A 23,616-nucleotide genomic window follows, 5' to 3' on the forward strand; every position below is an offset into this window, starting at 1 on the left:
GTTCTCAAAAAGAATCACCTCCACGGGATCATCCTTCCATGCCTCAAGGCACAACCAGATGCCGCGCAACGTCAGCTCATTGAGCGCTTGGTACTTGGCGGTCAGGCTGCGGGCGTGAGACAACAGCCCCGAGAATCCTTTGCACGGGGCCGAAAGGAATAAGATGTTCGGCCGGCGGCCACCAGCAGCTGCGCGCATGTCGGCGGGCAGTGCCTCGGCCCAACCCTCGGGCGGTTGATGCCCGTGAAAGGCGATGTACTGGTTTCGGCTGAACAGGTCGCGCACCGTGCAGCGAACGCCCGTGAAGCGTTGGAAGTCGGCCGCGCCGGCGGGGTCTACGTCGATTCCCCCCAGGCACACCATGCGGCCGCGCAGGCCAGGGATTTCCGGTTGCGCCTGCTGCATGCCGGCCGCGCCAATGCCTGATCCTGAGAAAACGCCGAAGTGAGTGATTTCCGAGTACTTCATTCTGCGCACTCCTCTTCTGCAGTGTTCTCATTTCCGGCATGCTTGACGGAATCAGCAAGCGCCCTGATGCGCATTTCATCGGCGGGTGTGTGCCAGCCCTGTGTCAGGTCACGCCACAGGTTGAACGCGCCATACGCCCAACTGCTCACCTGACTCACGCTGATATGGTTCAGCCGATCATCGGGGTTGCGCGCCAATAGCTCTTTCAGGAAATCCGCGTGGGAGCGAATCCGAGCTTCGGTTGCCTCGGTAAGTTGCTTATAGCTCCAGGCCTTGCGGGGTGCGGGCGCCTTCTTGAACGCCGGATTGGAATCTTTCATGTCTATTCGTCCTTGTCGCCGGCACTGGCGCGTTTGATATCGCGGCGCGGCGGTGTGAAATGGTCGGGATGGGCAAGAAATTGCGATTGGGCCGGCGGCGCGGCAGGCGGCGGGCGGTAGCGGTCGGCGCGAGGTTGCGAGAGCGCCAGGGCGGTGATTTCCAGGCAGCGGGCGAGCGCTGGCGAGCGCAGGGCATCCGCAAGCGTGCCGCGAAGGCGCGCGGCTGCGTGTGCCTGCGCGAGCTGGGGAAGAGTGGGCTTGTGCATCGTCAAGCCCCCTTCCGGAAGACCCAGCAATGCACCGTCGTGGCCTTGGTGGTGCCGGCCTGGCTCGCGTTCTGACGAATGCGGCTCTTGACGGTCTTCACCTCTAGGAACTTGTGCTGCCGGCTGGTACGTAGCACCTTCTTCAAGTCGCTCAACGCTGGCACCTGCTGGCGGTGCGTGGCTGCGGCCTCGATGAAGTGATTCAGGTTGATCGCAATCTCTTCGTCGTTGCAAGAGTGGTTGAGCTGGGGCGCCATCTCGTCGTCGCCGTTGAGATAGGTGTAGGCCTCCCAGAATCCCTGCACGATGGGATGGTCCGCATTGATGACCTGCTGCCGCTCGGCCGCCATCGTGCCGATGAGGTCGGCGGCCGCCTGGTATTGCTCATCGGTCAGCCGAACCACCAGGCGAAGCGCATCCAGGACGGCCAGCAGCTGCGCGTGGCATTTCATGATGCGGGTCATCTTGATATCGCCACGTTCGCGCAAAGCGTCAACGTGATCCTGGTAGCGCGAAAACACGGTCTCCAAGACTTTTGCCTCGCGCTTGGTCGCCGCCAGAATGAAGCCCGATACATCGCTTGTGGGCGTGGTTTCCAGCGCCACGGCGGCGGCCAGCGTCTTGGCGTTCTGGCCGGCCCGGTCGATGTTGATGTGAACTATCCGGGAAAGGATGGCTTCGGACGCGTTCACCTCGTTGTTTTGCGAGATGACAATGGATCCTCGGAACGGCGGTTCGTAGGTCTCGTTGCCGCCGTTGGCCACGCCGCGAGAACGGATGCTGCGGCCGTTGTAGGCGGTTTTCAACTCGTCCCAATCAAACGACTTCACATGCGATTTCTCTTCGCCCAGACGCTCACGGTCGGATTCGATCAGCACCACGGGCAGGCCAGCGACCTGGGCAAAGTTGCGCGCGCGCCCCGGCGTCGTGGACTTGGACGGGTCGAAGCCCTCGTAATCAGTCCGTCCGAACAGCTTCCACAGGAATTCGATCAGCGTTGACTTGCCCGAGCCTGCCTCGCCCACAACTTCCAGAAAGGGGTAGCTTTTTTGGTGCGCGCGGATTTGTTCGGCGAACAGCGAGCCGAACCAGAATGCCAGTGTCACGATGCCCTTCGCACCGAAGGCGGTCCAGACATGCTGCACCCAATCCGCCTTGTATTCGTGCGGGTCGCCGTTCACCGTCAGCGTGACGGATTGATTCAGACTTTTGACCGAAAGGCGCCCGATGTCGAAGAAGTCCTCTTCGTTGACCTCGTAGATCGTGCCGTCCTTCACCGCCAGCGCGCCAAGGATGTACGCGCCATGCTCGCGGCTGTAGCCGATGAAATCCACCGTCTCCACGCGCTTGATGTTGTAAAGGCGGCGCTCCATCATCCTGTCGAGGTGATGGCCCTGGCCCGAGAACATGGCGCCCGGGGCGATGGCCAAGAGGCGCTTCTTGAACTCGCTGGCGGTTGAGACCTGGGACGATGTGAAGGTGTTCTTCACGGGGGGCCCGTCATGCGGGAATTCGACGCGGAAGTAGTACCAGCTCTCGTCCGTGAGCTTGTTTTCTTGGAAGTACAGGGGCGTGGGGTAGCAGTTGGAAATGGTGCGGATGCCGCCCGCCTCGCGCAGCGCGAGCGCGCGCAGCTCGTCCTGTGCAAGCTGCTCCTTTGCTTCGTTGCCGATCCGATCCATCGCCTTTTGGTAGGCGTCGATATCCATCCGGAACCAGTACAGGCGCTTGCCGAACTCGAAATCAAACTCGGTCCGGCTGTTGTCGTGTTCGTACAGCAGCAGCGCCTTTTCGGTGGCACTACGCGCCAGCAGCACCGCCCCATGGTGCAGGTACAGCTTGCGGCCTTCTTGGGACAGGCGGCGCGGGGCGCCGTCCGGTGCGTGCTGGTCGAGCTGGTAGAGGTCGTTCCAGTCGCGTTTACGCTTCCCGTCCTGCGGGATGATGGCCGCCTTGCACGTCCAGCCGTCTTCGGTAGCGCGTTCGGCGTGCTTGCGCGTGAAGCGCCGGCCGGCGGCGTCGCCGTCGAGCGCCCAGACCAGGTGCGGCAAATTGTTGGGGCGTGCGTCTGCCAGCGCGCGCAGTGCGACGGATGGATAGTTGTTGCACGACATCGTGGCAGCGGCCTGGACGCCAACCAACCATAGGGCGATTGCATCAAAGATGCCTTCGACCAGCCACAGTTCGGTGACCTTGGCGGGGTCGAAGCCGGGCGGCGTCCACCACTCGCCCATGTAGCTGCCACCGGGCTGGAAACGGGCCTTTTGCTTACCGAAGCGCCCCGGCTCATCAATCAAGCGTTCCCAATAGGTGCGGCCAACGGGGAAGCGCACCGTTGCAGAAACGAGATTGCGCGCGCGGTCGTGATAGGTCTCTTGCGTGTAGCAGCCGGCCAGCCGGGCCACGTCGAAGCCGCGGGCGTGCGCCAGGTAGGCGTCAGCGGCCGCGTGCGGGTTGGTCTTCATGTCCTCGGCGTAGCGCTTCGACCAGTGTTCGAAGATGTCCGAGAACAGCTCTTTTACATGGCCCTCCCAGCCGCATTTATCGAGGCGTCCGCAACGCAGCACCCAGGGGTGGTCTGCGTGCGTGTAAACCTCGCGCTTCTTGCAAGCGGGGCAGATGCCCTGACGAAGCCAGCCTTGCCGCTCTTTGAACTCAAAGTCCGCGAGGCGGGACATAACGTCGCGGTGAATATCGGGCTTCATGATTACGCCATCAGGTTACGTTCGCGCAGGGTGCGCATGGCGGCGGCGTGAACGGCGCAGGCGGCGGTAAGCATGTGGCCGGACAGAACGGTATCGCCGGCCGAGGCCGTCAAGAAGAGGGATTGGCCGGGTTCATAGGCGCCGCGCACCAGATATTCGGTGAGCTTGGCCAAGGCCTTCACCTCGTCGTCGTTCATGTGTGTTTCGATGCGGGCATGCACGGGGATGGCAGGCATATTCGATTCCTTCGGAAAACAGTTCCCCGCGACGGGCGCAGATGCGCCCGCCGGCAAGGCGGTATGACGTGGGGTAGGTAGAGGTGCTACAGCGCCAGGGCGGCGGCTTCCTGGGCGCTCAGGAGGTGGGCGATTTCGACCGAGGAAAGAACGCGAGTACGGCCGGTGTCGCGGTCAACGACAAACAGCGCGTGGCTGGTGCTGCGGTCCATGTCGAAGTTGACCGGGCTGGACCGGCTACCGATTTCGGCGATGGCCTTCGCCGCTTCGGTCTCGGCGGTGCGTTGCGAGCAGTTGGCCACTGCCATCAAGTGCGCAACGCAGCGCTCCAGCAGTTGGTTGTCACGCGGCCCGGGCATCGTGGCGCCGTTGTCCTTTTCCACCGCAAGAAACTGGTGTGCCTGGTCGGCGAGAAAGGGGCGGCTCCAGTTCGTGGCGGAACCATTCACAAGGGCAAGACGTTGGCTATTCATCGTGGTCTAGGCTCATTTGGCGTGGGTCAGACTTCGCAGCGGCAGCAAGCCGCAAGGACGTGCTGAACGGGGACAGGGGCAACTGAATATCGGGCCTGGCTTGGGACAGGGCAGACGGTGAAATCGCGGCCACTGCTTCTATGTGTGCCTTCCAGGTGAAACCGCAGTGCAGATTGCGGCATTGGAAGTAGGCGGCGCGCACCAGGGGGGACAGCTGTTCGCTGGTGCGTACCGTTGCCCAGGTCTCGCAGTAGGGGCAGGCCATGCCAAACCGATTCATGGCTAGCGACGCCGTGACTTGGCTTGACGGTGTTCGGTCTCGTAGGCGACCAATCCACGTAACGCCAGCATTCGGATGAAGGACGAGACTGAGCGCACCTGCTCATCCGCATAGTTCTGACAGCGCATCAATTCGTCCTCGGTGAGACGAAAGCCGACCATTCGTTGTTGAGCCGTTTTAGGGCGGCTTCCCTTAGTACGCGCACGAATTGGTGTATGTTCCATTTGATTTCACTCGTTATCAGACACGGCAAGTGAATTATGCACACGTTCGTGTGCATTCGTCAAACATAAATGGGAGCAAATGTTGGCACTTGGACTGCGGCTAGCGGAGGAAAGGGATCGCCTGGGTTTGACGCAGGAGCGCTTTGGCGAACTGGCGGGCGTTTCCCGGAATAGCCAGGCGAACTATGAGAAGGGCGCGCGTCAGCCAGATGCCGCCTATCTGGAGCTGATCGCCTCTGCGGGGGTGGATGTCCTGTATGTCCTGACCGGGGCGCGCTCGCTTTCCGAGAAGGATTTGCAGGCCGATCTAGAGCGCTACGGCGACGCTTGGGAGACCCTGGAAATGGCTCTTGAAGCCGCCGGGCGAGAACTAAGCCCGGCGAAGAAGCGCAAAGCGGCAGATGCGCTGTACCAGGCGAGCAAGGCGCAAATGTCGATGGATAAAGACAAGTTGACTGAATTGGTTCTGCAACTGGCGGCCTGATTGACCGCCCCATAAAAAGGAGAAAGAGGTGTTTAGAGTTGGATTTGCTGTTGCCCTAATGGCGGCCGCTCCGCTGACACACGCAGCTGGCGAATGGTACGAAGGTGGCACGCTGCACAGCGCTACGCTCAAGCAATGGGCATCGGCCACGACACAAAACAAAATGGCCACCATGGCGGATATGGTGGTGGCGGCGAAACTTGCGAAACGACCGATGGAGGTTGTGGAGCAATCCGTTAGGGCCGCATCCTGCATTGACGAGGTGGCCAGCGAGAAAGCGGCCCAGGGCCAGGAAGTGGCCACGGTTGCCGCCATGTGCATGATGAACGGAAAGAAGGGGTAGCGCCCGCTGACTGATTGAACCGGGTATATGAGGCCGTGGGGGTGCCGGTTGCCCTACATTGCCGGCAAGGGCTGCGGCTGTTCGCGTGTGCAGCCGTATGGAGCCGGCGAACGCACAGGAAATATAAGAAATGCAGAAGCCTCAAGACCCCGGTTCAAACGTTCATTTTCTCAACTTGCCTGCGGCCGAAGTGAAAGCGGGCGACGTGCTCGGAACCTTGTTCCATGCGCTCAAGGGTGCGAAGGAACGGAGACAAGATAACGCCGCCGCGCCGGCCTCCAATGATCAGCAGATCAGCGGTGACGGCAATATCCAGATGTCCGCACAGGCGATGCCGAACCAGTCGATAACCGGCAACAACAATATCCAGATCGGCGCGGTACAGCTGGTTGTGCAAGTAACGATGAACGTGAAGCGATAGGACACAGCGCGCTATTCCGCGCCGTCCTCAATCGTGGGCAGGTCGCCGTCAGATGGATCATCATCGGTCTTTCGCGCGTCTGCCGTTTCTCCCTCGCAACTGGTGGTCAGGCCGCCATCGTCCAGCTTGTGCGTGACCCGAGAAAGCAGCCAGACCGTGGAGCTGATAAGCGCCTTGGTGCCGAGCATGCGCACCTTGGTTTGCGGTGCCAGGTCGGGCCGGCCGTAGGCCAATTCAAAACGCAGCGTGGCCGTGCCGCGCTGCAGGCGTGCCCACTCCGCGCGCGCGGCTTCAAGCGCGTCCTCTTCACTCGCATACAGTTGGCGCAGACGCTTGGCGTTGCCGATGACGCCGGCCAGAACGTGGCGGCGCTTGGCCTTGCCCTTGTCTTGCCAGGAGGCGTGAACGCCTGTGTATGAATCGCGGTCCGCGACCTGGTAGCGGATGGCGTCACCATCGCGCCGCGTCAGCTCGATGGTTGGCATTTCCTTGCCGCTGGCGGTGTCTCCCTTGCCAATGGGCAGGAACAAGAGCTTCCCCTCTTTGATGGTGGCCACGGCATCGTAGCGTTTGCCAATGCGGTTCAAAAATGCCAAGTCGGATTCGTCGGTCTGATCGATGTGCGCGATCTTCGTCCCGCCGAATGTGCCTACCACGGGCGTGAGCTTGTGCGCCTTGGCGATGGTCTCCACGATGGCCTTGATGGTGGTCTTGTGGAAACTGCGCGTGGCGCGCGTGCGCAGCGCGTTGCTCATGTCTGCGCTGCGGGCGCGCAGCGTGATGACATCTGGCGGCCCGGAAAACTCCACTTCGTCCACCTCGAACGTCCCTTTATCGACCATGCCGCGCGAATCGCTCCAGCCGAGAAAGACCCGCACGACCACGCCACGGCGCGGCAGCTCCAGCAGCCCATCATGGTCGCTCAGGGTGATATCGAGTTGGTCGGCCTGTTCCGAACGGCATTCGGTGATGGACAGGCTGACCAGACGCGGCGCGAGCTTGCCGGTGACGTCCTGATCGCCAAGCAGGACGCGCCAGCGCGGTGCCGGGTATTCGGTGCGGCCGCGCTGCAGGCCATCGGATAGGGCGGCGAACATCAAAGCCCCCAGCCGGCGATAGAGCCGTCCATGGTGTCGATAGGAATCTGCAGGTCATCCAGCAGCGGCCGCGCCTGCGAATCGTCAACGCACTTGAGCGTGAGGGTGAAATCCGTCTTCTGCGGCAGGCCGTTCACCACGAACATCGACCCCTCTTCATCCAGGCCGGTGATGATGAAGGCGCCGTAGACGGTGCCGATGCCATCCACCATGACATAGGCCTTGCCCGTGTCGCCCATACGGCGCAGCAAGCGGATGGCGCCGGTTGTGCCGAACAGCTGGGGGATGATGGTTCCCGACAGGGTGATGGTGTCTTCTCCCTTCCCCACAAACTGATAGGCCGGACCCGCGCCCATGCGCGAGTTCGACGGATGCCGCCATTCCGTCTGCCGCTTGAGCGTCTGGTAGGCGGCGGTGGGCAGGCCAAAAATGAACATGCCGAGGGCCATCATCATGGTGGTGGTGTCCTATTCGTTGTCGTAGTAGGCGGAGCGCAGGCGCGCGGCTTTGTCGGCATCGCGCCGGCGCAGGGCATCGTCCACCGCGCGCGCGATGTCCTGCGCGCCGGCGCCGGCGCCGCTGATGTGGATGGTGATCGTGTCGCCCTGGATCGTGATTGAGCGGCCGCCCGCTGCGTTGGCGGCCATGGCCGGCCGGTGATCAATGCGCGCCAGGGTGCCAGCATCGGTGACCATGCCGGCGGGTGCTGCCAGCAGGCCGCCAGAGGCCGCGAGAGCGCCCGAGGCAGGCAACATGGCCCCACCTATGGCCACGGATGCCGCGAGCGCTTGGGCGGCCTTTACGGCGGCCGGCTGGCCCGCCTCGATGCCGACAGCGGCGCCTTCGGACACAAAGCCGCCCATCTGGGCAAATACCCGGCTGGGCGAGTGAATGCCAAGTTTTTCCTTGAACCAGCCGACGATACCCGTACCGATGTTGGAAATCGATTCCTTGAGCGCCCCGGCCATGCTGGAAATGCCGTTGATCAAGCCCTGGATCAGCATCGAGCCGAATTGCGTGAAGTTGCCGGGCAGCTCAAGGCCCAACGTCCCCAGCGCGCCGGTGATCGCCTGGTACAGCAAGCCCAGCGGTGACCAGTTCACCAGCAGCGCACCGATGCCGGCAAGGCCGCCATCGAAGGCAACCTTCACGGACTCCCAGATGTCGGAGAAGAACGTCGTGAGGCCGCTCCAGGCGGCGGAAAGTATCGGTATGGGATTCAGGGCGGCCAGCAGCTGGCCCAGCCACGCCATGGCCGAATCAAAGGCCGCGGTGACCTGCGCCCAGAGGTCGGAGAAAAACGCCTTGATCGGCGTCCAGTACTGGTAGATGAGATATGCGGCGCCAGCGATGGCCGCGACCGCCAGCACGATGGGATTTCCGAGTAGCAGTTTTCCCACTGACACAATGGCGCTGCCCAGCAGCCCAAAACCACCCTTGGCCAAGTTGAACAGCACGCCAATCAGACTGCCGCCCTGGATACCGAGCATGGACAACCCGTAGCGCACGACGATGAACGGTCCCAGAACGGCGGCCAGCGCCAGGGTGAGCGCGCCGAAGGCTGCGACCAGGCCGGCGATGACGGCGGCCGTGGCGGTGAGCGCGCGGGCAATCTGCGGGTTGGCCTTCATCCAATCACCCACAGCACTCACGACGCCGGCCAGGCCCTTGGTGAGGCGGCGCAGCGTCTTATCGTGCAGTTCTTCCGTCTGGATGCCGACATCCTCCCAGGCGCTTTTCAGCTCGTCCAGGTCGCCGGTGAGGTTGTCGGCCATGGTGCCGGCCGTCTTATCCGCTTCGCCCGCAGCCTTTTTCAATATGGCGATGAACTTCTGCAGTTCACCCGTGCCGGCCTGTTCCACCAGCACCTGCAGGCCGCTGAATGCTTCCTCGCCGGCGATGGCCTTGAATATGCCGGAACGCTGGGCGTTGCCCATCTTCGCCGTCTTCTGCTGCAGCTCGGCAAGGATGTCAGGCAGCTGCCTTAGATTGCCCGCTGCGTCCTTGGTATTGATCTGCAGCGACTCCAAGGCGTCGGCCGCCGCCTTCGGCGGGGCGGCCAAGCGACCGATGACGGCCCGCAACGCAGTGCCGCCCATGCTGCCCTGGATACCTGCGTCGCCCAGCTTGCCGGCCATGGCCGCCACGGTCTCGATATCCTGGCCGACGCCGGCCGCCACGGGTGCCACATACTTCATGGTCTCGCCCAGCATGTACAGACTGGTATTCGAGCGCGTGAAAGCGCCGGTCAGCACGTCGCCCACGCGGTTCATCTGTTCGGCGGGCAGTTTGAACCCGGTGAGGATGTTCGACCCGATGTCGGCGGTCTGAGCGAGATCGGTGTCGCCGGCTTTGGCCAGGGACAGCATGCCGGGCATGGCGTCCTGGATGGCCTTGGGCGTAAAGCCCGCCATGGCCAAGAAGCCTTGCGCGTCCGCCGCCTGCGTCGCGGAGAACATTGTCTTGGCGCCGAGGTCTCGCGCCTGCTTGCGCAGCGCCTGCATCTCGGCGCTGTCCTTCTCGATGCGGGCCAGCGCCTGAACCTTGCTCATCTTGGCGTCGAATTCGACACCAGGCCGGATGAAGCGCGTTTCTGCGTACAGGGCAGCGCCGCCGGACGCCAGGCCAGCGGCTCCGGCGCCGGCCATTGCGCCCACGGCCGCCTTGCCGTTGCCGTACTTCTCTTTGGCCGTGGCCAATTTCTGGTGGTGTGAGGCGGCGGCCTGCAGCTTGCGCGTCTGCCTGTCCAGTGCCTGTGACGTGTTGTCGATCTTCTGGCGCAGGTTGCGTTCGTCACGCGCCAGGTTCGATGTGGAAAGGCCCGCGCGCGTCAGGTTGTCCCGCAGGCGTTGAAGCTCTACGGACTGCTGACCGTGCCGCTCTTTCAGCTGCTGGGCCGCACGCACCGCCTGGTTGAATTCCCGCGTCATGGCGCGGGTGGGATTGGTGGCCCCCTGCATCTGCTGGGCCAAGGCGGCCACGCGCTGCTGCGCCGTGGCCAGTTCAGCGCGGGTGGCCTGCAGGCCGCGCGTCAGCTCGCGGAATTGCCCTACCTCGCGCTGCGCCGCCGTCAGCTGCTTGAGCTTTCCGCGCAGATCGGCGACGCCCTGGGCGGAGGCGCCGGCTGTGCTCTTGATTTTGCGAAGCGGCCCCGACAGCTTGTCCTGCAGGGCCGCGATGACGCGAAGCTGTAACGCCTTGTCCATCTGTTACGTCTCGGGTTGGTAGCGCACGCGCGCTCGCTCGCGCCAGTCGGCCAGCTCGGTCAATTCCATAGAATCCATCTGGGCCGGCGGCCAGTGAAAGACCATGGCGATATCCGCCATGGCGTCTTCTACGCAGTTTGGATAGCCAGCCGTTCCGCCTTGCTCATAAAAAAACTGGCGACCGTGGCCCCCACGTTCAACAGGTCAGCGGGGTCCAGATCTCTGATTTCGGCCGGCGTCAGGATGGGTTCGCAAACGCGCGGCAGTACGGTGGTCAGCGCCTGCACGTCAACCTGCACCAGCGCCATGAGAGTGACGCCGCGCAGAGCGCCGGCCTTGGGCTTGCGGATCAGCAGACGGGCGATGTCGCCGCTGGCGCGCTTGATCGGCTCATCCAGGTCAACCGATTTCAGGTCGAGGGTGTCGATGACGGCGGCCGTCAGGGCTTGCGGTTGTTGGTCGATGTGCGAAGGGGTCTTGTCGGTCATGATGGCTCCAGGAGTAGAGGGTTACAGGCCGATGGCGGTACGGATGGCCTGCATGGTGTCGATCTCGCCGACCATGTGAATCATGTTCACCAGGTCGATTTCGAAGACCGTCTGGCCGTCGTGCGATTCCTTGTAGTAGACGCACTCGGTGACGATCTTGAATTCGGTGTCATCGCCGACTTTCGACTCGCCGCGGTCGATCTCGGAATGGCGACCGCGGACGATGATCTCCACGGCGGTCACTTCGTTGGTGTCGTCGCGTTGGTACGCTTGGGCAAAGCGCAGCTGCACGCCCGCGACGTCCACCGCGCCATACTGCTGCAGGACTTGCTTGACGTTTCCGCCGCACGTCCATTCGACTTTCAGCGCGTCGTCATCCAGGCCGAAATCAGCCTTGATGGCGCCGGCGACGCCGCCGGCGCGAAACGCTTCCATCTTGCGCGTCAGCTTGGGCAGGGTGACGGAAGTGGCGACGCCTGCGTAACTGGTGCCGTCGTTGTAGACGTTCATGTTTTTGAGCTTGGTGGGCAGTCCCATGGAATTGGCTCCGAATGTGCAGATGGCCCAGCGCGGGTGTGCACTGGGCAGGATGGGTTACGCGGCGATCCGCTGCGCGAAGTCCAGCAGATAGCGGTCGGTGATGCGCTGGCGGAAGCCCAAGTCTTCCAGCGGCGGCACGGGCGTGTAGTCGTAGTCGAGTACCAACTTTCCGCTCTTGAGCGATTCCTTGGTGTTCGGTTCTTCGTCGTACCAGGCCTGCCCGTCGATGATCAGGCCCAGGGACTTGAACTGGCGGAACTTGGCGTTGATGCCTTCCAGAATGTCTTTGACCAACGACGGATGCAGAGGCGCGTCCACAGCCCACATGTGCGCCTCGGCCATCGTGTCGGCCAGAATCTGCGCGGTGCGGGTGTAGTTCTCGAACGGGAAGAGGCTCGAAGGGCCGGCGCATGTTCGGCTACCCCAGAAGCGAAAGCCGGTGCGGTTCACCAGCGTGGTGATGTCCTTTTCGTTCAGATAGCCGGCGTCGGTGGCTGGGTCTTGCAAGTCCCAGAAGACGTCCTTGCTGATGCCGGTGACACCGTTGACTGCGACGTTGGAAAGCACCTTGTGCCAGCCGATGTCCTTGTCCAGCTTGGCGCGCAGGCCCAGCGCGGCGGCCGACGCGGTGATGATGCCTTCGGCGTTTGCGCGCGTGTCCCATCCCAGGAACTCGGGCCAGATCAGCATGAGTTCCCGCTGTCCGAAACCTTCGCGGAAGGCGGCAGCGTCTTCCTTGGTGTCGCAGCCTTTCATGCTGGCATAGCCGAAGCCGCGCAGCTTCTGCGCGGTCTCGGCCAGCGCCGCCGTGGTGGCGGCGTTCTCCAGGCCCGGGATGCCGATGATGCGCGGTTTCAGCTTGGGGCCGGAGTTCTGCGCAGCCAGCAGCGCTTTGAGGCCGGTGTAGCGGCCGTCGCTGCCGGCGCCGCCGATAACGTTGGACGTGGTTTCAGCCTCGGTGGCGCCCTGTGCGACGCGGACGATAACCGTAGCGGGGTTGGTCTGGGCGCCGATGGCATCCAGCGAGCGTGCCAAGGTCCCTTTGGTGCCGGCCTTACCGGCGGCCGCCAAGATGTTGGTGGCCAGGATGGGCGTATTCAGCGGGAAGGTTTTCGGGTCTGCATCTTCGGCTGTGGCGACAAAGCCGACAACAGCGGATGCGACAGTGCGGATAGGGCGCGTGCCGTCGTCGGCTTCGAGGACGCGCACGCCGTGGTGGTATTGATCAAGTGCCATGAAAAAAGCCCTCAGAGTGTTGAGCTGAATCCCGCTCTACCTCGGGCGGGGGATCGCTCAAATTCTGAGGGCTTGGCTACGCGCGCGCACGGGGCGCACATTGTTCAAGGCAGGCACACAACGTGCCGCGCGCCTCGATGGTCCGGTATCAGCTCGACGTAATCACGGGCAGGTTTTCCGGCATAGCTTCCTGGATTTCTCGCATGTCATCGTCCATGGGAAACCCGTCCAGCGCGGCTACGAAGGTGTCGTGTTCGTACAGCCAGCCTTCGCGCGGTTGCGGTGACACAGCGGTAACGTCGATCAGCACAACACCGGCGGGCAGCTTAGGCGCCTGGGCGCTGCGAAATTTCCAATGGACGCGTCCATCCACGATTTGAACAAAGGTCTTCATCAGATCAGCTCCAGAATGATTTTTCCATCCGCGCCCGCACCACCCGGGGCAGAGCCATTGGTGGGGCCATTTGCGCCACCTCCACCGCCACCGCCGCCGCCGGAGTTCGGCGTCGGGGCGCCGCCGGCGCTTCCGGCGAACAGGCGCTGGCCCGAGCGGCCGCCGCCACCGCCGCCAGTTCCGAAGGGCGTTGAGCCACCATGGCCCCCGTTGCCCGGGATCGCGTTGGACGCCAGGCCTGACGATCCGTAGACCTCGGCGGTTCCTGGTTGTCCACCCGAGGCACCAAGACCGCCAGGGATGCCGCCAAATGTACGCGCCTGAATGTTGGCGCCACCACCACCGCCACCACCACGGCCGCCGTTGGCCGAAACCAAGTCGGCGATAGAGGTGATGCCGCCCGCGCTTCCCTGCGCGCCTACGTGGCCGCTGAACGCCGCGCCGCCAGCGCCGCCCACGCCGACAATGCAGGAGATGGTTGGAGTCGACGGTAGGGTGATTTCGCCAGTCTTGTATTCGCCGGCACCGCCGCCGCCACCACCACCGCCGGATACGTCGGGCGATTGAGCGCTTTGATTGCCATAGCCCGTGGCGCCGTTGCCACCACCGCCACCACCGCCGACGATTTGATAGCGAGCGCGTTTACCGCGCCACTCGACAGGAAGCGGTACTTCGCCGGTCTGCGTGATGGTCATGGTGGACTGTCGAATCTGCACGTCCAATAGTTCGCGTGCTTGCTCGGCGTTGAGAGCGCGGATCGGATCGGCTCCGTTGCCGACGAGGAAGGAGTCCTTCGTCAGTTCCCCGGTGTTGAGGTTGATGTCCTTGGTGCCGTCAAAAACGACACCGCTCGCGCTAACCGGGCCGCTGATGGCAATTTTGCGGCCCGTGGCCAGCTTGGCGGCGGCCTTGGCCGTGTCATCCTTGCCCAGTCGCGTGGCCACTTCCGCATCCACGTAGTCGCGCGTGGCCAGAACCACATCCGGGTCGATCTTGAGCGTGAAATTGCTGGTACTGGAAACCTGCAGCACCATGCGCACCACCTGGGTGCGCGCTGACCCCTCGGCCATCTGCGGCTTGTACGTCGGCGGGCAATTTGATACCGCGATCAGATCGCCGTCCGCGTCGCGCAATCCCAGCTCACGCGCCCACCACCCGCCGAAGTGCTCCGGGATGACCTGTTCCACTACCAGCCAGGCCGGATTTTTCGGGTCAACGAATTTGCGATTGATAGGCGCGCGGTGCTTGGAGCCGATCAGCGAGGTTTGCTCGCGGCTCGGCACGGGCAGGACGCCGCCGCCGTCGCCGACTTCCATCTCGGTGATGTTCACGGGGATGCCGAGCGCCTTGGCGTTGGCTTCCTTAGCTTCGCCGATCTTGGTCAGGATTCCGAAATAGGTAGTCATGGGTATACCGTCAGGATGTCGATGATGTGCGTGGCCAGGGCGGCCGGCGTGGCGGCCGCGACTTCCACGGGTTGAGGTTGATAGGGGTATATGGTCATCTCGTCGCCGTCATAGGACGCGACACAGTGATTCAGGGGCGCCCGCACCTCCACCGCGATGGCCAGGCCGGTCATGTGCTGGCTCAGGCGCTTGGTGCTGTCGATGAGGCGGCCCAGCTCGTAATACATCGCTTCGGATATGCCGCCATCGAGCACGCCGATAGTGAGCCGGAACGTTCCGCGCCGACCTTCCGGCATCATCTGGTGCCATTCGGTCACCTCCAGCAGGTAGCCCAGCGGCTCCACCACGCGCCGCAGCGCGCCGATGGTGCCTTTCAACTGGTGAATCTTGAATGAATTGGCGATGGCCTTACGCTTGGCCGCTTCTGACCAGGCATCGTCCCAGCGGTCCACCGACCTTTCCCAGGCCAGCCAGGGCAGCAGCAGGGCGGGCGTGGTGCTCGCGCGGCGCAGCTTGCGCAAGGGCAAGGGGATTTCCTCGATGTCGGCGCCGACCTGGGCAAGCTTGCGCTCAACCGGGGTGGATGAGGGCGGCAGCAGAGTAGGCTTTTTCGCCATTTCAACCGCCGGCCGCAATGGAGACTTCCACCGCCACGCATGTGGCGGCCTGCGTGGAGTCAAGAACCAGGTTGTCCGCAGGCTCGATCAAGTCGAGATGCGCGACGCCTTCGACATGCAGCGCGGCATTGATCGCGGATCGCCAGACCGATACGCCGGCGCGGCGGGGCCGGTTGACGTAGGCGCGACACGCGCGCGTGGCGGCCTCCAGCGCGACCGACCGGCCCGGGCCTTCGCCTTTCATGTGGAGAACCGCCCGCACGCTGTAGGTGATGATGCTGCTGGATTGGACGGTCAACCGGTCGCCCATGGGGCGGGTGTCCTCGTCGTTGAGCTTGGCGCGTACCTTGTCCAGCAGCTCGGCCGGCGCGGTGCCGTCGCCATCGCGGGCGAGTACGCAGATGCGCACATCGCAAGGCTCGGGGCTGGTGGCGGTCGCATCCGCGACCTGCCCGTCCGCGGTCAAGGCATGGAAGACGTAGCCATCGCGCGGGCCTGCGGTTGACAGACCTTCCCACGCCAGCTGTGCGCGCTCGCGCAGTTCGTCGTCGCTTTCGTAAACGGCTTCGACTGGCGGCACGGCGGCGGGGTCGGCCGGCCGTATGACCAGGCGGCTTACGCCATACTCGGCTGCAATGTGTTCCAAGTCGGCGCCACGCGCGAATGCCAGCAGGACGGACCGGGACGCGTCGTTGATGCGTTGGCGCAAGATGACTTCGCGCTCGGCGTTTTCCTGCAGGGTGATGACCAGCGGCTCCGACTCCAGCGCCAGCGCTTTGGCCACGGCGTCGCGGTCTTCTAGCGCGAAAAGGGCGAGATACCGCGCCTTGCGCGTCTCCAGGATTCGTTCGTAGTCCAGCGTTTCCACCACGTCCGGCGCGGGCAGCTGGGAAAGGTCGATGATGTTCGGGCTTGCCATATCAGGCGCTCAACGTGGTGGAGAGGGACACACTTTCGGTGCGGTCGCCGGTGTCGGCTTCGCCGATGATGTTCAGCACGACGGCGCCGGGCCGGTTTGCGTTGACGTTGGCAGACAAGCTGCGAACACGCAGCCGGGGTTCCCACAGCATCAACGCCGTGGCCGCCGCCGCGTAGAGCTGCAGGACGGCGGCGCCATTGGTGGGGGTATCGATCAGGTCGGCGGCCAGCGCGCCGAAGGGGCGACGGCGAATGCGCGTCCCTATCGACGTCGTGAGTATCTTTGTCACGGACTGATTCAGGTGTTGTCGGCCACTGATCCGCAGGCCTGTGTTGGCGTCCATCCCGATGTAGCTCATGCGCCTGCCCCCGGCCCTTGGGTACGTGCGCCGCCCTGTAGCACGCCGCCATGGGTGTGCGTGTGCAAGACGACGCCATTGGACGAAAGCGCGCCGTCTGTGTGGCGCAGGTCACCGGTGATGACTGTGTTGTTGCCCTTGCCGTCCTTGCCGCTCATGCCGGCCTGATAGGTGAACAGTCCTGTCACGGTCACATTGCCGTCAAGGGTGATTTCCGGGCATTTGAGGGTGGCCGACTCGCTGGCGGTGACCGTTGCCGTCTTGATGCCTTCGGCCGTGAGCTGGCCGGCCTCGTGGTCGTACACGATGCGGGCGCCGTCCGGGTAGAGCGTGACGTGTTCCGCCGCGCTGGCGGACGGGGCGGGTATCGCATCCGAGTTCAACCCCATCAGCACCACGCCGGCGGCCGGGTCACCATCAGGACACAGCAAAACGACTTGTTCGCCGATGGTGGGCGGGTTCCATGTCGTTGTCGTGCCGGCGCGCAGCTCCAGCCACGGCAACCAGTTGCTTTGAAGGTCGCCCGATTCGACGCGAACGCGTGCCGGCTGGCTGGACAGATCGACGGCGAAAACCGTACCGATGCGGATCAGGTTGGAGATGAGGCGGAAGAGTTCGGCGATTTCATGCATAGCGGCCATGTTGCCGGGCCGCCATCGCGCGCGCACGGGGCGCGCCTTGTGCTTCGGCGTGCTACAGGCCTTGGCCGGCCAGATGCCGCGCCAAGGTATCGAGCACCATTTCTCGGGTGCGTTCGGTGAATCCCAGCAGCTTGCGGCGCGGGTAGCGAACGGGCTTCTGGCCGCGTGCCGGGCGGTCGCTGCGGCCTTCCTGGTGAACCAGGGCCAGGCGCGCTACGCGCCCGCTGTAGCCGACCACCGCGTCGGTGTCGCTGGCCTCTACGCGCAGGTATCGAGCGGTGCGCAACCGCGTGAACATCTTGCGACGGATGGCGCCGCGCTTGCCACGCAGGTTCTTGGTACGCCTTGGGGCGTAGGGCGTGCCGTCCGGGTTCTGCTGGGCCGCAATCCGCTGGCCCTCGGTGCGGCGCAGCTCCACCGCGACAGCGCGATTCACGCGGCGGCGTTCGGTTGGCCGCAGCTGCGCCAGCAGCGCCGCCGCCCAGGCCTGCACGTCCGAGAAATCGTCACTCATAGGGATGGCGCCACGCCGGGACAGTGACGGTAACCGGGGCCGCGCCCGGGATGACGATGGTGATTTCCTCATCTTCGGTCGGCAGTTCGGCGTCGGCGGGTTCGTCGGCATGCTCGGCCACCAGGGCGCCACCGGCGCCCGATGGCTTCACCACTACGCGTTCGGTGAGCGGCAGCTTGATTTCAATGTCCGCCGACTCATGGTTCAGCAGCTCAACATCAAACTGGATTGCGCTGGCGCGTCGTTCCGGGTTGATCAGCAGTTCGGGCTGCTTGATGCGAAGCCAGGCCAGCAGCGGCAGCATGAGGGTGTCAGCCTGGCCTGCATAGTCGGTCACCACGATGGTGAGGGTGTACCGATATTCGTGCGAGAGGTTGCGCGTTCCCGTGCAATGGATGCCGCCGTCGTCAACGAAAACATGCAGCCTGTCCGGGTTAGTGGACAGAAACTCATTGTGCCGCGTCAGATATTCGCGCAGCTCATTGGCCTTTCGCATGGTTCGCCTCGTCCTGGCATTTGATGATGGTGTCCACCTTGGCCGCGCACATAGCCCAGGCGGCCTCAACGCGGTCTATCAACAGATTCAGATCGCCGTCAGTCCTTGGCGCCGCCGCCGGCAGACTGCACGGGGTCACGGGTGCGCAGGTATTCAGCGTAAGCCGCGGCCCCGGCGAGGGCAGGGCGCTGGCGCAGCCTTGCAACAGGATCAGGCAGCACAGTATCAGCCCAGCTGCGAACTTGCGGATTTTCATTCTTGAGCCTTTCAAGGTCGAACGTGCGCTGGTCCAGCGCGTTGCGGAAGTCGTCTTGCGCGCGCTCCAGTTTCGCCAGGTCCAGGCGCTGGGTGGTCATGCGGCTTCCCAGGTCCGCCAGGTCGCTGGCTTGGCGCTCGATGACCTGGCCATAGGCGGTGATGGCGACCTCCTGGCGTGCGATGTCGCCACGCTGGAACCAAACCACCACGGCCAGGATGGCGGTTGCTGCGTAGGGCGCGATGGCGCGCAGGAACGTGTTCATGCTGCCTGCCCCGCGTCTTCTTCGGAGAATCGCGTGTAGGCGCGCTCCAGCTTCACGTCATAGAGGTTTTCTGCGTAGGCCGGGCCGTTGTAGCCGCGCGCGAATGCCGCCCACTTGCGGCCGGCCAGGGCTTTATGCAGACCCGGATCGGTCTCGATGAAGCCCACGAAGGCGGCAAGCTGCGCGCCCTCGCTTTCCTGCTGCGCGGCAACGAATGCTTCCACGCTTTCAAACCCCAGCCGGCGCCAGTGGTAGCCCATGATTTGAAATGCGCCCCAGCTCGCGGCCTCCAGCGCCGCAGGACGGCAAATCTGGATCGCGGTTGCGAGCCGGACGTACTCGGCCGCGCCACCTGCGTAGCCGCCGCGCTTGGGATTGACGATAGCGGGAAGGCGCGCGGTGTGCGGTGTCGGGTCGATGCCATGCTCGCGCAGGCGTTCATGGAAGACATGCCGCTCGAACAGGATTGCGGGGCGCCCATCGGGCAGAAAGCCGCGTCCGTTCGATTCCACCTCGTTCACGGCCTTGATGCAGGCCAGGGAAACGCCCAAGCGTTCGGCGGCTGCGATCAGGTCGGGTTCCCGCAGAAAGCGGGTCACATCGTGGTTTGCCAGTGCGGCGCGGCTCTTCGGTCCATAGACGCCATCGACTACCAAGCCGGTGGCCCGCTGTAGCGCTGCCACCGCGCCGCGCGTGGCGTCGTCGTAGATCGCCGTGCGCTCAACCTTGTAGCCGGCGCGCTGCAGATCAGATTGAAGATCGGCCACGGCCTGGCCGATGGCGCCCTTGCGCAGAATTTCAGACATCGGGGTTCCCTCGGGTGAACGTTGCCAGGTTGCCGCGTGCGCGCCAGGCGCCGGCGAACAGCAGCGCGGCGATGACCAGCTCGGACAGGCTTGCCGGCGAGTGCAGCAGCAGGATTTCGACGGCGCGGCAGAACAGCGCCGCAATCAGAGCGGTGGCCAGACACGACAGCACACGTCGATGGCGGGCGCCATTGGGCTGATACCAGAGGAAGCGGCTCGCCGTGCCGGCGTACAGAAGGGCGCAGGCCACCGCGATGAGGGACAGCGCAGGGGTGGGGGGCAGGTCGGTCATTTCTTTTCCCCAAAGCCTCGGAAAATGCTCCCGAGGTCGAAGTCCGGTGCCTTGGCCAGCAGCTTGAGCGCCAGTGGCACGATGACGACCGCGCCGATCAGCGCGGGCAGAAAGGATTCCTTGGCCAGCTCGCGGGCGACGATTTCGCCGGCGCCGCCGTAGCCGCACAGGCCCGAGACCAGGAAGGAAACGAAGCGCTTCCAGGCGGTGAGGTCTTTCTTGGTACTCGCCACCAGGGCGGCGCCCATGACGGCGCCGAAGGCCGCGTTTGCGTCGATCAGCGGCAGGATTTGCGACAGGGCCGCGCCAGATACCAGCGTGGTGGCCACGGCGCCCGATACGGTCGAGGGTTCGGCCATTGAGTTCAGTCCCAGAGTTTGACGGCAGGCGCCGCCGTAGGTTGAGGGGCGGCATCCGGCAGGACGACCACATGGCCATGCGGCAGCACCGCGCCCAGGTCGGCCAGGCCGGGATTGAGTTCGTAGGTGGCTTCCACCACGTCCCGCGTGGTGCCCAGGTGGCGCCAGCAGAGCGCGTCCACCGTGTCACCTTGTTGGGCGCGGACTTTCATCAGATGAGGTCCACGATATTGCGCTTGGCGCCGATGACATCGGCGATGGCCCAGCGCGCGTTGCGGCGGTGGTCGCTGGGCGCCTCGTCCAGCCATTCGGCCCGCTTCTGGCCGGCGGCCGTGGCGTCGTAGTCGGTCATACGCTCGATGAGGTCGGCTTTGGCCAGGCTGTAGACAGCGCGGCGGTAGGCGTGCTCCAGGCGTGTGGCGCCGTCGATCTTTTCGGCCGGGACGTCCTGGAGCTGGGTGTAGCCCTTGGCGCGCTGGACGTCCTTCCATGCGGCCAGGCTGTTGCCGGCTTCCAGCATGGCGCCGACGAGCGCGAAGCGCAGGCGCGGTTCGGTCACCGTGCCATCCAGGCGCAACGTCTCGCGGGCGTTGGCCAGGTCGATATCCGGGAAAAAGCCATCATTTCCGACCGTCTGCGGCGGTTCGGTGCGGGGCGCGGGTGCGGTTGCGATGAAGCTCATGGCCTGTTCTCATGAAATCGGCGGTGGGCGGGCATCCAGCCGGTCTGTGACCGACCTTCCGCCCGCGCCGCCGTGCGCTTGGGGGCACTCGGTTAGCCGGCGTCGCCGGCGTTCTTGATCTTGCGTTCCAGCTGTTCGATGAGCTTTTTCGCGCCTACGCCGCTGTGCAGCTCCACGGCGCGGCGCAGTTGCGCGACACCGGCCCGCGCCATTTCCAGCTGCGGGCCGCGCGGCTCCTCGCCGGCCTGGGCCGCCAGCGTCTTGCCCAAGGCCAAGTGCAGCTTGGCGCGGGCTTGGTCCGGCGCGTCCTGGCCATCGACCAGGCGCGCGACTTCCTGCAGCACCTGCATGGCCTCTTCGGGCTTTGACACAGCGCCGTTGGCGACCTGGCCGGCCACCTCGTCCAGCAGCAGGGTGGCCGTGTTGCGCTTGAGCCGTTCCGGCAATTGCAGGTCATGGCGCAGTACGTAGTCGGCGAGCTGCAGGCCGCGCGCGAATGCGCCGATGTCGAAGTGCCACACCATGAGCGTGGTCACCACCTCATCAGGCTGGCCGCCGTCGCCGGCCAACACGCCCTGCAGGTAGTCGGCATACTCGGGAACCAGCTCGCGCTTGACGGCTACCTTGCGCTCCACGGATTGGATATCGTGCAGGCGGCGCCGGTCCTGGGTCAGCTTGGCCATCATCTGGCCGTAGATGCCGCCCATGACGGCGGGCGCGTCGCCATCGGCAGCGCTCGCGCGGGCGGCCAGCACCCGCGTGCGGTGTTGTTGTGCGGGGCTGGTCATGGTCAGGCCTGCACCAGCTCGATGTTTTCGACCATGGCGGCTTGGCCGTAGTCTTCCACCACGTAGTCGTCGTTGGAGCTTTCGTAGGTGTCCACGCGGCTGCGCTTGGCGTTTTCCTCGATGTGACGACGGCGCCCGCCAATCTGCCAGTACAGAGACAGGTTATCCAGCGGGGTGATGAGCACCTTCTTTTCGGGGAAGAAGGGCGCCTGCACCGCCGGCAGGCCGCCGATACGCTTCTGGCTGATGATCAGGTCTGCCGCCAGCGTGTCGGTGGCGCGGCTGTCCTGGTTGACCAGCGGGAAATACTTGTCGTGCATGAGGCCACGGCCGACGATGGCGACCAGGCCGGCGTTTTCGCGGTGCCACGGGTCCAGCAGCGTGATGGCGTCGTAGACCAGGGCGTCCAGGTTCTTGTAGTCGCCACTGGCGCCAACTTGGACCTTGCCCGGCGTCTTGCCCTCGTTCATGACGCGCTCTTCCGCGTACTCGCGCATCTTCTGCAGCCAGCCCTTGTTCACGTCCTGCAGCAGCGGGTTGGTGCTGGGGTTGGTCGTGGACGCCACGCTGTTGCCATTGAAGCCGATCATGATGCGGTCGAGCGCCTGGCGCTGGATCAGCAGATCGCGGATGCGGATCTCGAAGTCCTTGAAATGCGCCCAGGCGTCGAGCTTGGCGTAGGGGATGAAGGAATCGAAATCGGTGTGGCGGCAGTAGTAGCCGTTCACGTCCAGCGTGGTCAGGTCGCGCGGTTCGCGGTCCTTGACCTTGGTGTCGGTACGCGAGGCGATGGGGCCGGAGAGGTTCAGGCCCAGCTTGTCGCCCTGCTGCTCGGTGACGCCGATCATGTTGATCTTGGTCAGGAAGGCCGAGCTTTCTTGAATCTTGGTCTCCATCGTCTGTTGCACGGACGGCACGACGTTGAAGGTCTGCGTTACGCTGTCGACGCCGTTGAGTTCGGCCAGGTTGTGCAGATAGGCGTTGAAGAGGACGCGGGTTTCGTTGCGCATGTTGTGGTTCCGATTTGGTTTTGATGGGTGAGGATCGGCCCGCGTTAGCAGTCCGTTTTCAGGCGGCCGTCACCGCCAGCGGCCGGCGGGCGCTGCGAGTGGTTGCCGGGCGTCTTGTCGAGCTGGGCGCGCAGCTCGGCCAGTTCCTTGGCGGTCGCAGCGTTTTTCTTGAATTCCTCCATCTCGGTCGTGACCTTGGTGACGGCGGCGGCCAGGTCGCCGGTGGTCTTCTTGATTGCCGCTTCCAGGGTGTTGAATGCTTGCAACGCGGCAGTGACGTCCATGGCCTGGGAGAAGCTCGGCGCGGGCGGGATGGGCTTAGGTGCTTGGCCGGGCAGCAGCGCGCGGAAGAAGGCGCCGAGCGCTTGCATTGCTCCGGCGGCATCGTCGTCGGGTTTGGCTTCGTCGTCGAAGTTAATGGGCGTTTCCAGCAGGCTGGAGAACAGGTTTTCCGGCGACTGCTTGCGGCCAGCGAGCGGGTTGGACGCGGGATTCTTGGCGGCGAATTCCAGAATCGACGTTCCCAGGCTGGCCGGGCTGTCGGTGACGCCCAGGCCGACCAAGCCGCACTTGCCGGTGCCGGCGAAGTCTTCTTGAATTTCGATGGACGTATAGATTTTCTGGCGGCCCTTCGTCATGGACACCAGCGCGGGGGTGGGGTCCAGCTGCGCTTGCAGCGTGAGCTTGCCTTCATCGTTTTCTTCGGTGCGCACGGCCAGGACATCGCCGTAGGCGCAGAACGGACTTTCCGGCACGACGCCGCGAATATGTTCCATCCAGATGCGTGCGCCGTACTTCTCGCGGTTGTAGGTTGCCGCGATCTCTTCCAGCCAGGTGCGCTGGATGTTGCGGCCATCGGTGGTCTGGCCTTCGGTGGCCACGGTAAACCAGCGGTCTTTTTTCATAGGGTTTGGCTCGTTGGTGGTGTTCGGGTGTTGCCATACTGGCCCCCGCCGCCCGGCCACTCAACGGCGCGGCGTTGTGCGCGTGCGTTCCAGAAGAGACGGCTTCACGCGCGCGCGGAGA

At 64.2% G+C, this 23,616-nt stretch carries 34 protein-coding genes and 1 pseudogene; 3 read left to right on the forward strand and 32 right to left on the reverse strand.

Going from position 1 to position 23,616, the window contains the following annotated elements; all coding sequences use genetic code 11:
• From DK459_RS01455 to DK459_RS31160, 7 genes and pseudogenes are all read right to left on the reverse strand, one after another.
• Positions 1 to 468, reverse strand: a pseudogene (locus DK459_RS01455) (DNA cytosine methyltransferase); the annotation flags it as partial.
• Positions 465 to 788, reverse strand: coding sequence for a hypothetical protein (locus DK459_RS01460; protein WP_035359375.1), 324 nt, complete (start codon positions 786 to 788; stop codon positions 465 to 467). The pseudogene DK459_RS01455 and the gene DK459_RS01460, both read right to left, overlap by 4 nt.
• Positions 789 to 790: 2 nt before the next feature.
• Positions 791 to 1,060, reverse strand: a complete 270-nt coding sequence (locus tag DK459_RS01465; RefSeq protein WP_006390763.1) for a hypothetical protein — start codon at positions 1,058 to 1,060, stop codon at positions 791 to 793.
• Entirely contained in the window at positions 1,057 to 3,759 is a 2,703-nt protein-coding gene (locus DK459_RS01470; protein WP_233256738.1) for a toprim domain-containing protein, read from the reverse strand. Before DK459_RS01470 ends, DK459_RS01465 begins: the two co-directional genes overlap by 4 nt.
• A 2-nt stretch (positions 3,760 to 3,761) precedes the next feature.
• Positions 3,762 to 3,956: a hypothetical protein gene (locus tag DK459_RS01475; protein WP_146221867.1), complete on the reverse strand. Its 195-nt coding sequence runs from the start codon at positions 3,954 to 3,956 to the stop codon at positions 3,762 to 3,764.
• 125 nt (positions 3,957 to 4,081) lie between these two features.
• Positions 4,082 to 4,468 carry a hypothetical protein gene (locus tag DK459_RS01480; protein ID WP_146221868.1) on the reverse strand — a complete coding sequence of 129 codons (387 nt, stop codon included), beginning with the start codon at positions 4,466 to 4,468 and terminating at the stop codon, positions 4,082 to 4,084.
• Complete coding sequence (locus DK459_RS31160; RefSeq protein ID WP_035359366.1) at positions 4,461 to 4,748, reverse strand: ogr/Delta-like zinc finger family protein; 288 nt, start codon at positions 4,746 to 4,748, stop codon at positions 4,461 to 4,463. Before DK459_RS31160 ends, DK459_RS01480 begins: the two co-directional genes overlap by 8 nt.
• Positions 4,749 to 5,051: 303 nt before the next feature.
• Between DK459_RS31160 and DK459_RS01490 the strand changes: the two genes are divergently transcribed.
• From DK459_RS01490 to DK459_RS01500, 3 genes are all read left to right on the forward strand, one after another.
• Entirely contained in the window at positions 5,052 to 5,456 is a 405-nt protein-coding gene (locus DK459_RS01490) for a helix-turn-helix domain-containing protein (RefSeq protein ID WP_110134401.1), read from the forward strand.
• Positions 5,457 to 5,484: 28 nt separating this feature from the next.
• Entirely contained in the window at positions 5,485 to 5,799 is a 315-nt protein-coding gene (locus DK459_RS01495; protein WP_146221869.1) for a hypothetical protein, read from the forward strand.
• 130 nt (positions 5,800 to 5,929) lie between these two features.
• Positions 5,930 to 6,220 (forward strand): hypothetical protein, encoded by a 291-nt coding sequence (locus DK459_RS01500; RefSeq protein WP_110134403.1) that lies wholly within the window; start codon positions 5,930 to 5,932, stop codon positions 6,218 to 6,220.
• A gap of 11 nt (positions 6,221 to 6,231) precedes the next feature.
• Here DK459_RS01500 and DK459_RS01505 read toward each other — a convergent pair whose 3' ends face one another.
• From DK459_RS01505 to DK459_RS01620, 25 genes are all read right to left on the reverse strand, one after another.
• Positions 6,232 to 7,317 carry a contractile injection system protein, VgrG/Pvc8 family gene (locus DK459_RS01505; RefSeq protein WP_110134404.1) on the reverse strand — a complete coding sequence of 362 codons (1,086 nt, stop codon included), beginning with the start codon at positions 7,315 to 7,317 and terminating at the stop codon, positions 6,232 to 6,234.
• Complete coding sequence (locus DK459_RS01510) at positions 7,317 to 7,772, reverse strand: phage tail protein (protein ID WP_058664995.1); 456 nt, start codon at positions 7,770 to 7,772, stop codon at positions 7,317 to 7,319. The genes DK459_RS01505 and DK459_RS01510 overlap by 1 nt, the downstream gene beginning before the upstream one ends.
• A 12-nt stretch (positions 7,773 to 7,784) precedes the next feature.
• A complete protein-coding gene (locus DK459_RS01515; protein WP_110134405.1) occupies positions 7,785 to 10,523 on the reverse strand; it encodes a phage tail tape measure protein in 2,739 nt (912 codons plus the stop codon).
• 3 nt (positions 10,524 to 10,526) lie between these two features.
• Entirely contained in the window at positions 10,527 to 10,643 is a 117-nt protein-coding gene (locus tag DK459_RS01520; RefSeq protein ID WP_110134406.1) for a GpE family phage tail protein, read from the reverse strand.
• Positions 10,644 to 10,651: 8 nt separating this feature from the next.
• Complete coding sequence (locus tag DK459_RS01525; protein WP_081335662.1) at positions 10,652 to 11,011, reverse strand: phage tail assembly protein; 360 nt, start codon at positions 11,009 to 11,011, stop codon at positions 10,652 to 10,654.
• A 21-nt stretch (positions 11,012 to 11,032) separates the two neighbouring features.
• Positions 11,033 to 11,548: a phage major tail tube protein gene (locus DK459_RS01530; protein ID WP_058664993.1), complete on the reverse strand. Its 516-nt coding sequence runs from the start codon at positions 11,546 to 11,548 to the stop codon at positions 11,033 to 11,035.
• A gap of 57 nt (positions 11,549 to 11,605) precedes the next feature.
• Positions 11,606 to 12,787, reverse strand: coding sequence for a phage tail sheath protein (locus DK459_RS01535; RefSeq protein ID WP_110134407.1), 1,182 nt, complete (start codon positions 12,785 to 12,787; stop codon positions 11,606 to 11,608).
• Between the two features lie 148 nt (positions 12,788 to 12,935).
• Positions 12,936 to 13,181 carry a hypothetical protein gene (locus DK459_RS01540; protein WP_110134408.1) on the reverse strand — a complete coding sequence of 82 codons (246 nt, stop codon included), beginning with the start codon at positions 13,179 to 13,181 and terminating at the stop codon, positions 12,936 to 12,938.
• Complete coding sequence (locus tag DK459_RS30915; protein ID WP_233256739.1) at positions 13,181 to 14,587, reverse strand: phage tail protein; 1,407 nt, start codon at positions 14,585 to 14,587, stop codon at positions 13,181 to 13,183. Before DK459_RS30915 ends, DK459_RS01540 begins: the two co-directional genes overlap by 1 nt.
• The gene (locus DK459_RS01550; RefSeq protein WP_199234248.1) at positions 14,584 to 15,204 is read right to left on the reverse strand and encodes a phage tail protein I; all 621 of its coding nucleotides are present in this window, start codon (positions 15,202 to 15,204) and stop codon (positions 14,584 to 14,586) included. The genes DK459_RS30915 and DK459_RS01550 overlap by 4 nt, the downstream gene beginning before the upstream one ends.
• A 1-nt stretch (position 15,205) precedes the next feature.
• Positions 15,206 to 16,123, reverse strand: a complete 918-nt coding sequence (locus tag DK459_RS01555; RefSeq protein ID WP_110134410.1) for a baseplate J/gp47 family protein — start codon at positions 16,121 to 16,123, stop codon at positions 15,206 to 15,208.
• Position 16,124: 1 nt separating this feature from the next.
• Positions 16,125 to 16,481, reverse strand: a complete 357-nt coding sequence (locus DK459_RS01560; protein ID WP_233256740.1) for a GPW/gp25 family protein — start codon at positions 16,479 to 16,481, stop codon at positions 16,125 to 16,127.
• Positions 16,478 to 17,113 (reverse strand): phage baseplate assembly protein V, encoded by a 636-nt coding sequence (locus DK459_RS01565; RefSeq protein ID WP_110134411.1) that lies wholly within the window; start codon positions 17,111 to 17,113, stop codon positions 16,478 to 16,480. The genes DK459_RS01560 and DK459_RS01565 overlap by 4 nt, the downstream gene beginning before the upstream one ends.
• Before the next feature lie 61 nt (positions 17,114 to 17,174).
• Positions 17,175 to 17,636, reverse strand: coding sequence for a phage virion morphogenesis protein (locus DK459_RS01570; RefSeq protein WP_110134412.1), 462 nt, complete (start codon positions 17,634 to 17,636; stop codon positions 17,175 to 17,177).
• Positions 17,629 to 18,132: a phage tail protein gene (locus DK459_RS01575; protein WP_110134413.1), complete on the reverse strand. Its 504-nt coding sequence runs from the start codon at positions 18,130 to 18,132 to the stop codon at positions 17,629 to 17,631. Before DK459_RS01575 ends, DK459_RS01570 begins: the two co-directional genes overlap by 8 nt.
• On the reverse strand, positions 18,116 to 18,337 hold the full coding sequence (gene lysC, locus DK459_RS30920; protein ID WP_233256741.1) for an Rz1-like lysis system protein LysC: 222 nt from the start codon (positions 18,335 to 18,337) through the stop codon (positions 18,116 to 18,118). The genes DK459_RS01575 and lysC overlap by 17 nt, the downstream gene beginning before the upstream one ends.
• On the reverse strand, positions 18,231 to 18,653 hold the full coding sequence (lysB, locus tag DK459_RS01580) for an Rz-like lysis system protein LysB (RefSeq protein ID WP_110134414.1): 423 nt from the start codon (positions 18,651 to 18,653) through the stop codon (positions 18,231 to 18,233). The genes lysC and lysB overlap by 107 nt, the downstream gene beginning before the upstream one ends.
• Positions 18,650 to 19,459: an N-acetylmuramidase family protein gene (locus tag DK459_RS01585; RefSeq protein ID WP_110134415.1), complete on the reverse strand. Its 810-nt coding sequence runs from the start codon at positions 19,457 to 19,459 to the stop codon at positions 18,650 to 18,652. The genes lysB and DK459_RS01585 overlap by 4 nt, the downstream gene beginning before the upstream one ends.
• On the reverse strand, positions 19,452 to 19,751 hold the full coding sequence (locus DK459_RS01590; RefSeq protein WP_006390740.1) for a phage holin family protein: 300 nt from the start codon (positions 19,749 to 19,751) through the stop codon (positions 19,452 to 19,454). Before DK459_RS01590 ends, DK459_RS01585 begins: the two co-directional genes overlap by 8 nt.
• Positions 19,748 to 20,110 (reverse strand): putative holin, encoded by a 363-nt coding sequence (locus DK459_RS01595; protein WP_006390739.1) that lies wholly within the window; start codon positions 20,108 to 20,110, stop codon positions 19,748 to 19,750. The genes DK459_RS01590 and DK459_RS01595 overlap by 4 nt, the downstream gene beginning before the upstream one ends.
• Positions 20,111 to 20,115: 5 nt before the next feature.
• A complete protein-coding gene (locus DK459_RS01600) occupies positions 20,116 to 20,322 on the reverse strand; it encodes a tail protein X (protein WP_006390738.1) in 207 nt (68 codons plus the stop codon).
• On the reverse strand, positions 20,322 to 20,792 hold the full coding sequence (locus tag DK459_RS01605; RefSeq protein WP_110134416.1) for a head completion/stabilization protein: 471 nt from the start codon (positions 20,790 to 20,792) through the stop codon (positions 20,322 to 20,324). Before DK459_RS01605 ends, DK459_RS01600 begins: the two co-directional genes overlap by 1 nt.
• A 92-nt stretch (positions 20,793 to 20,884) precedes the next feature.
• On the reverse strand, positions 20,885 to 21,580 hold the full coding sequence (gene gpM, locus DK459_RS01610; protein WP_110134417.1) for a phage terminase small subunit: 696 nt from the start codon (positions 21,578 to 21,580) through the stop codon (positions 20,885 to 20,887).
• 2 nt (positions 21,581 to 21,582) lie between these two features.
• Positions 21,583 to 22,590, reverse strand: coding sequence for a phage major capsid protein, P2 family (locus DK459_RS01615; protein WP_058664979.1), 1,008 nt, complete (start codon positions 22,588 to 22,590; stop codon positions 21,583 to 21,585).
• A 44-nt stretch (positions 22,591 to 22,634) separates the two neighbouring features.
• On the reverse strand, positions 22,635 to 23,495 hold the full coding sequence (locus DK459_RS01620; protein WP_110134418.1) for a GPO family capsid scaffolding protein: 861 nt from the start codon (positions 23,493 to 23,495) through the stop codon (positions 22,635 to 22,637).
• Positions 23,496 to 23,616: the final 121 nt, after the last annotated feature.

Origin of the sequence: Achromobacter sp. RW408, assembly GCF_003184165.1 — a bacterium.
In the GTDB taxonomy this organism is placed as follows: Bacteria; Pseudomonadota; Gammaproteobacteria; order Burkholderiales; family Burkholderiaceae_B; genus Achromobacter; species Achromobacter xylosoxidans.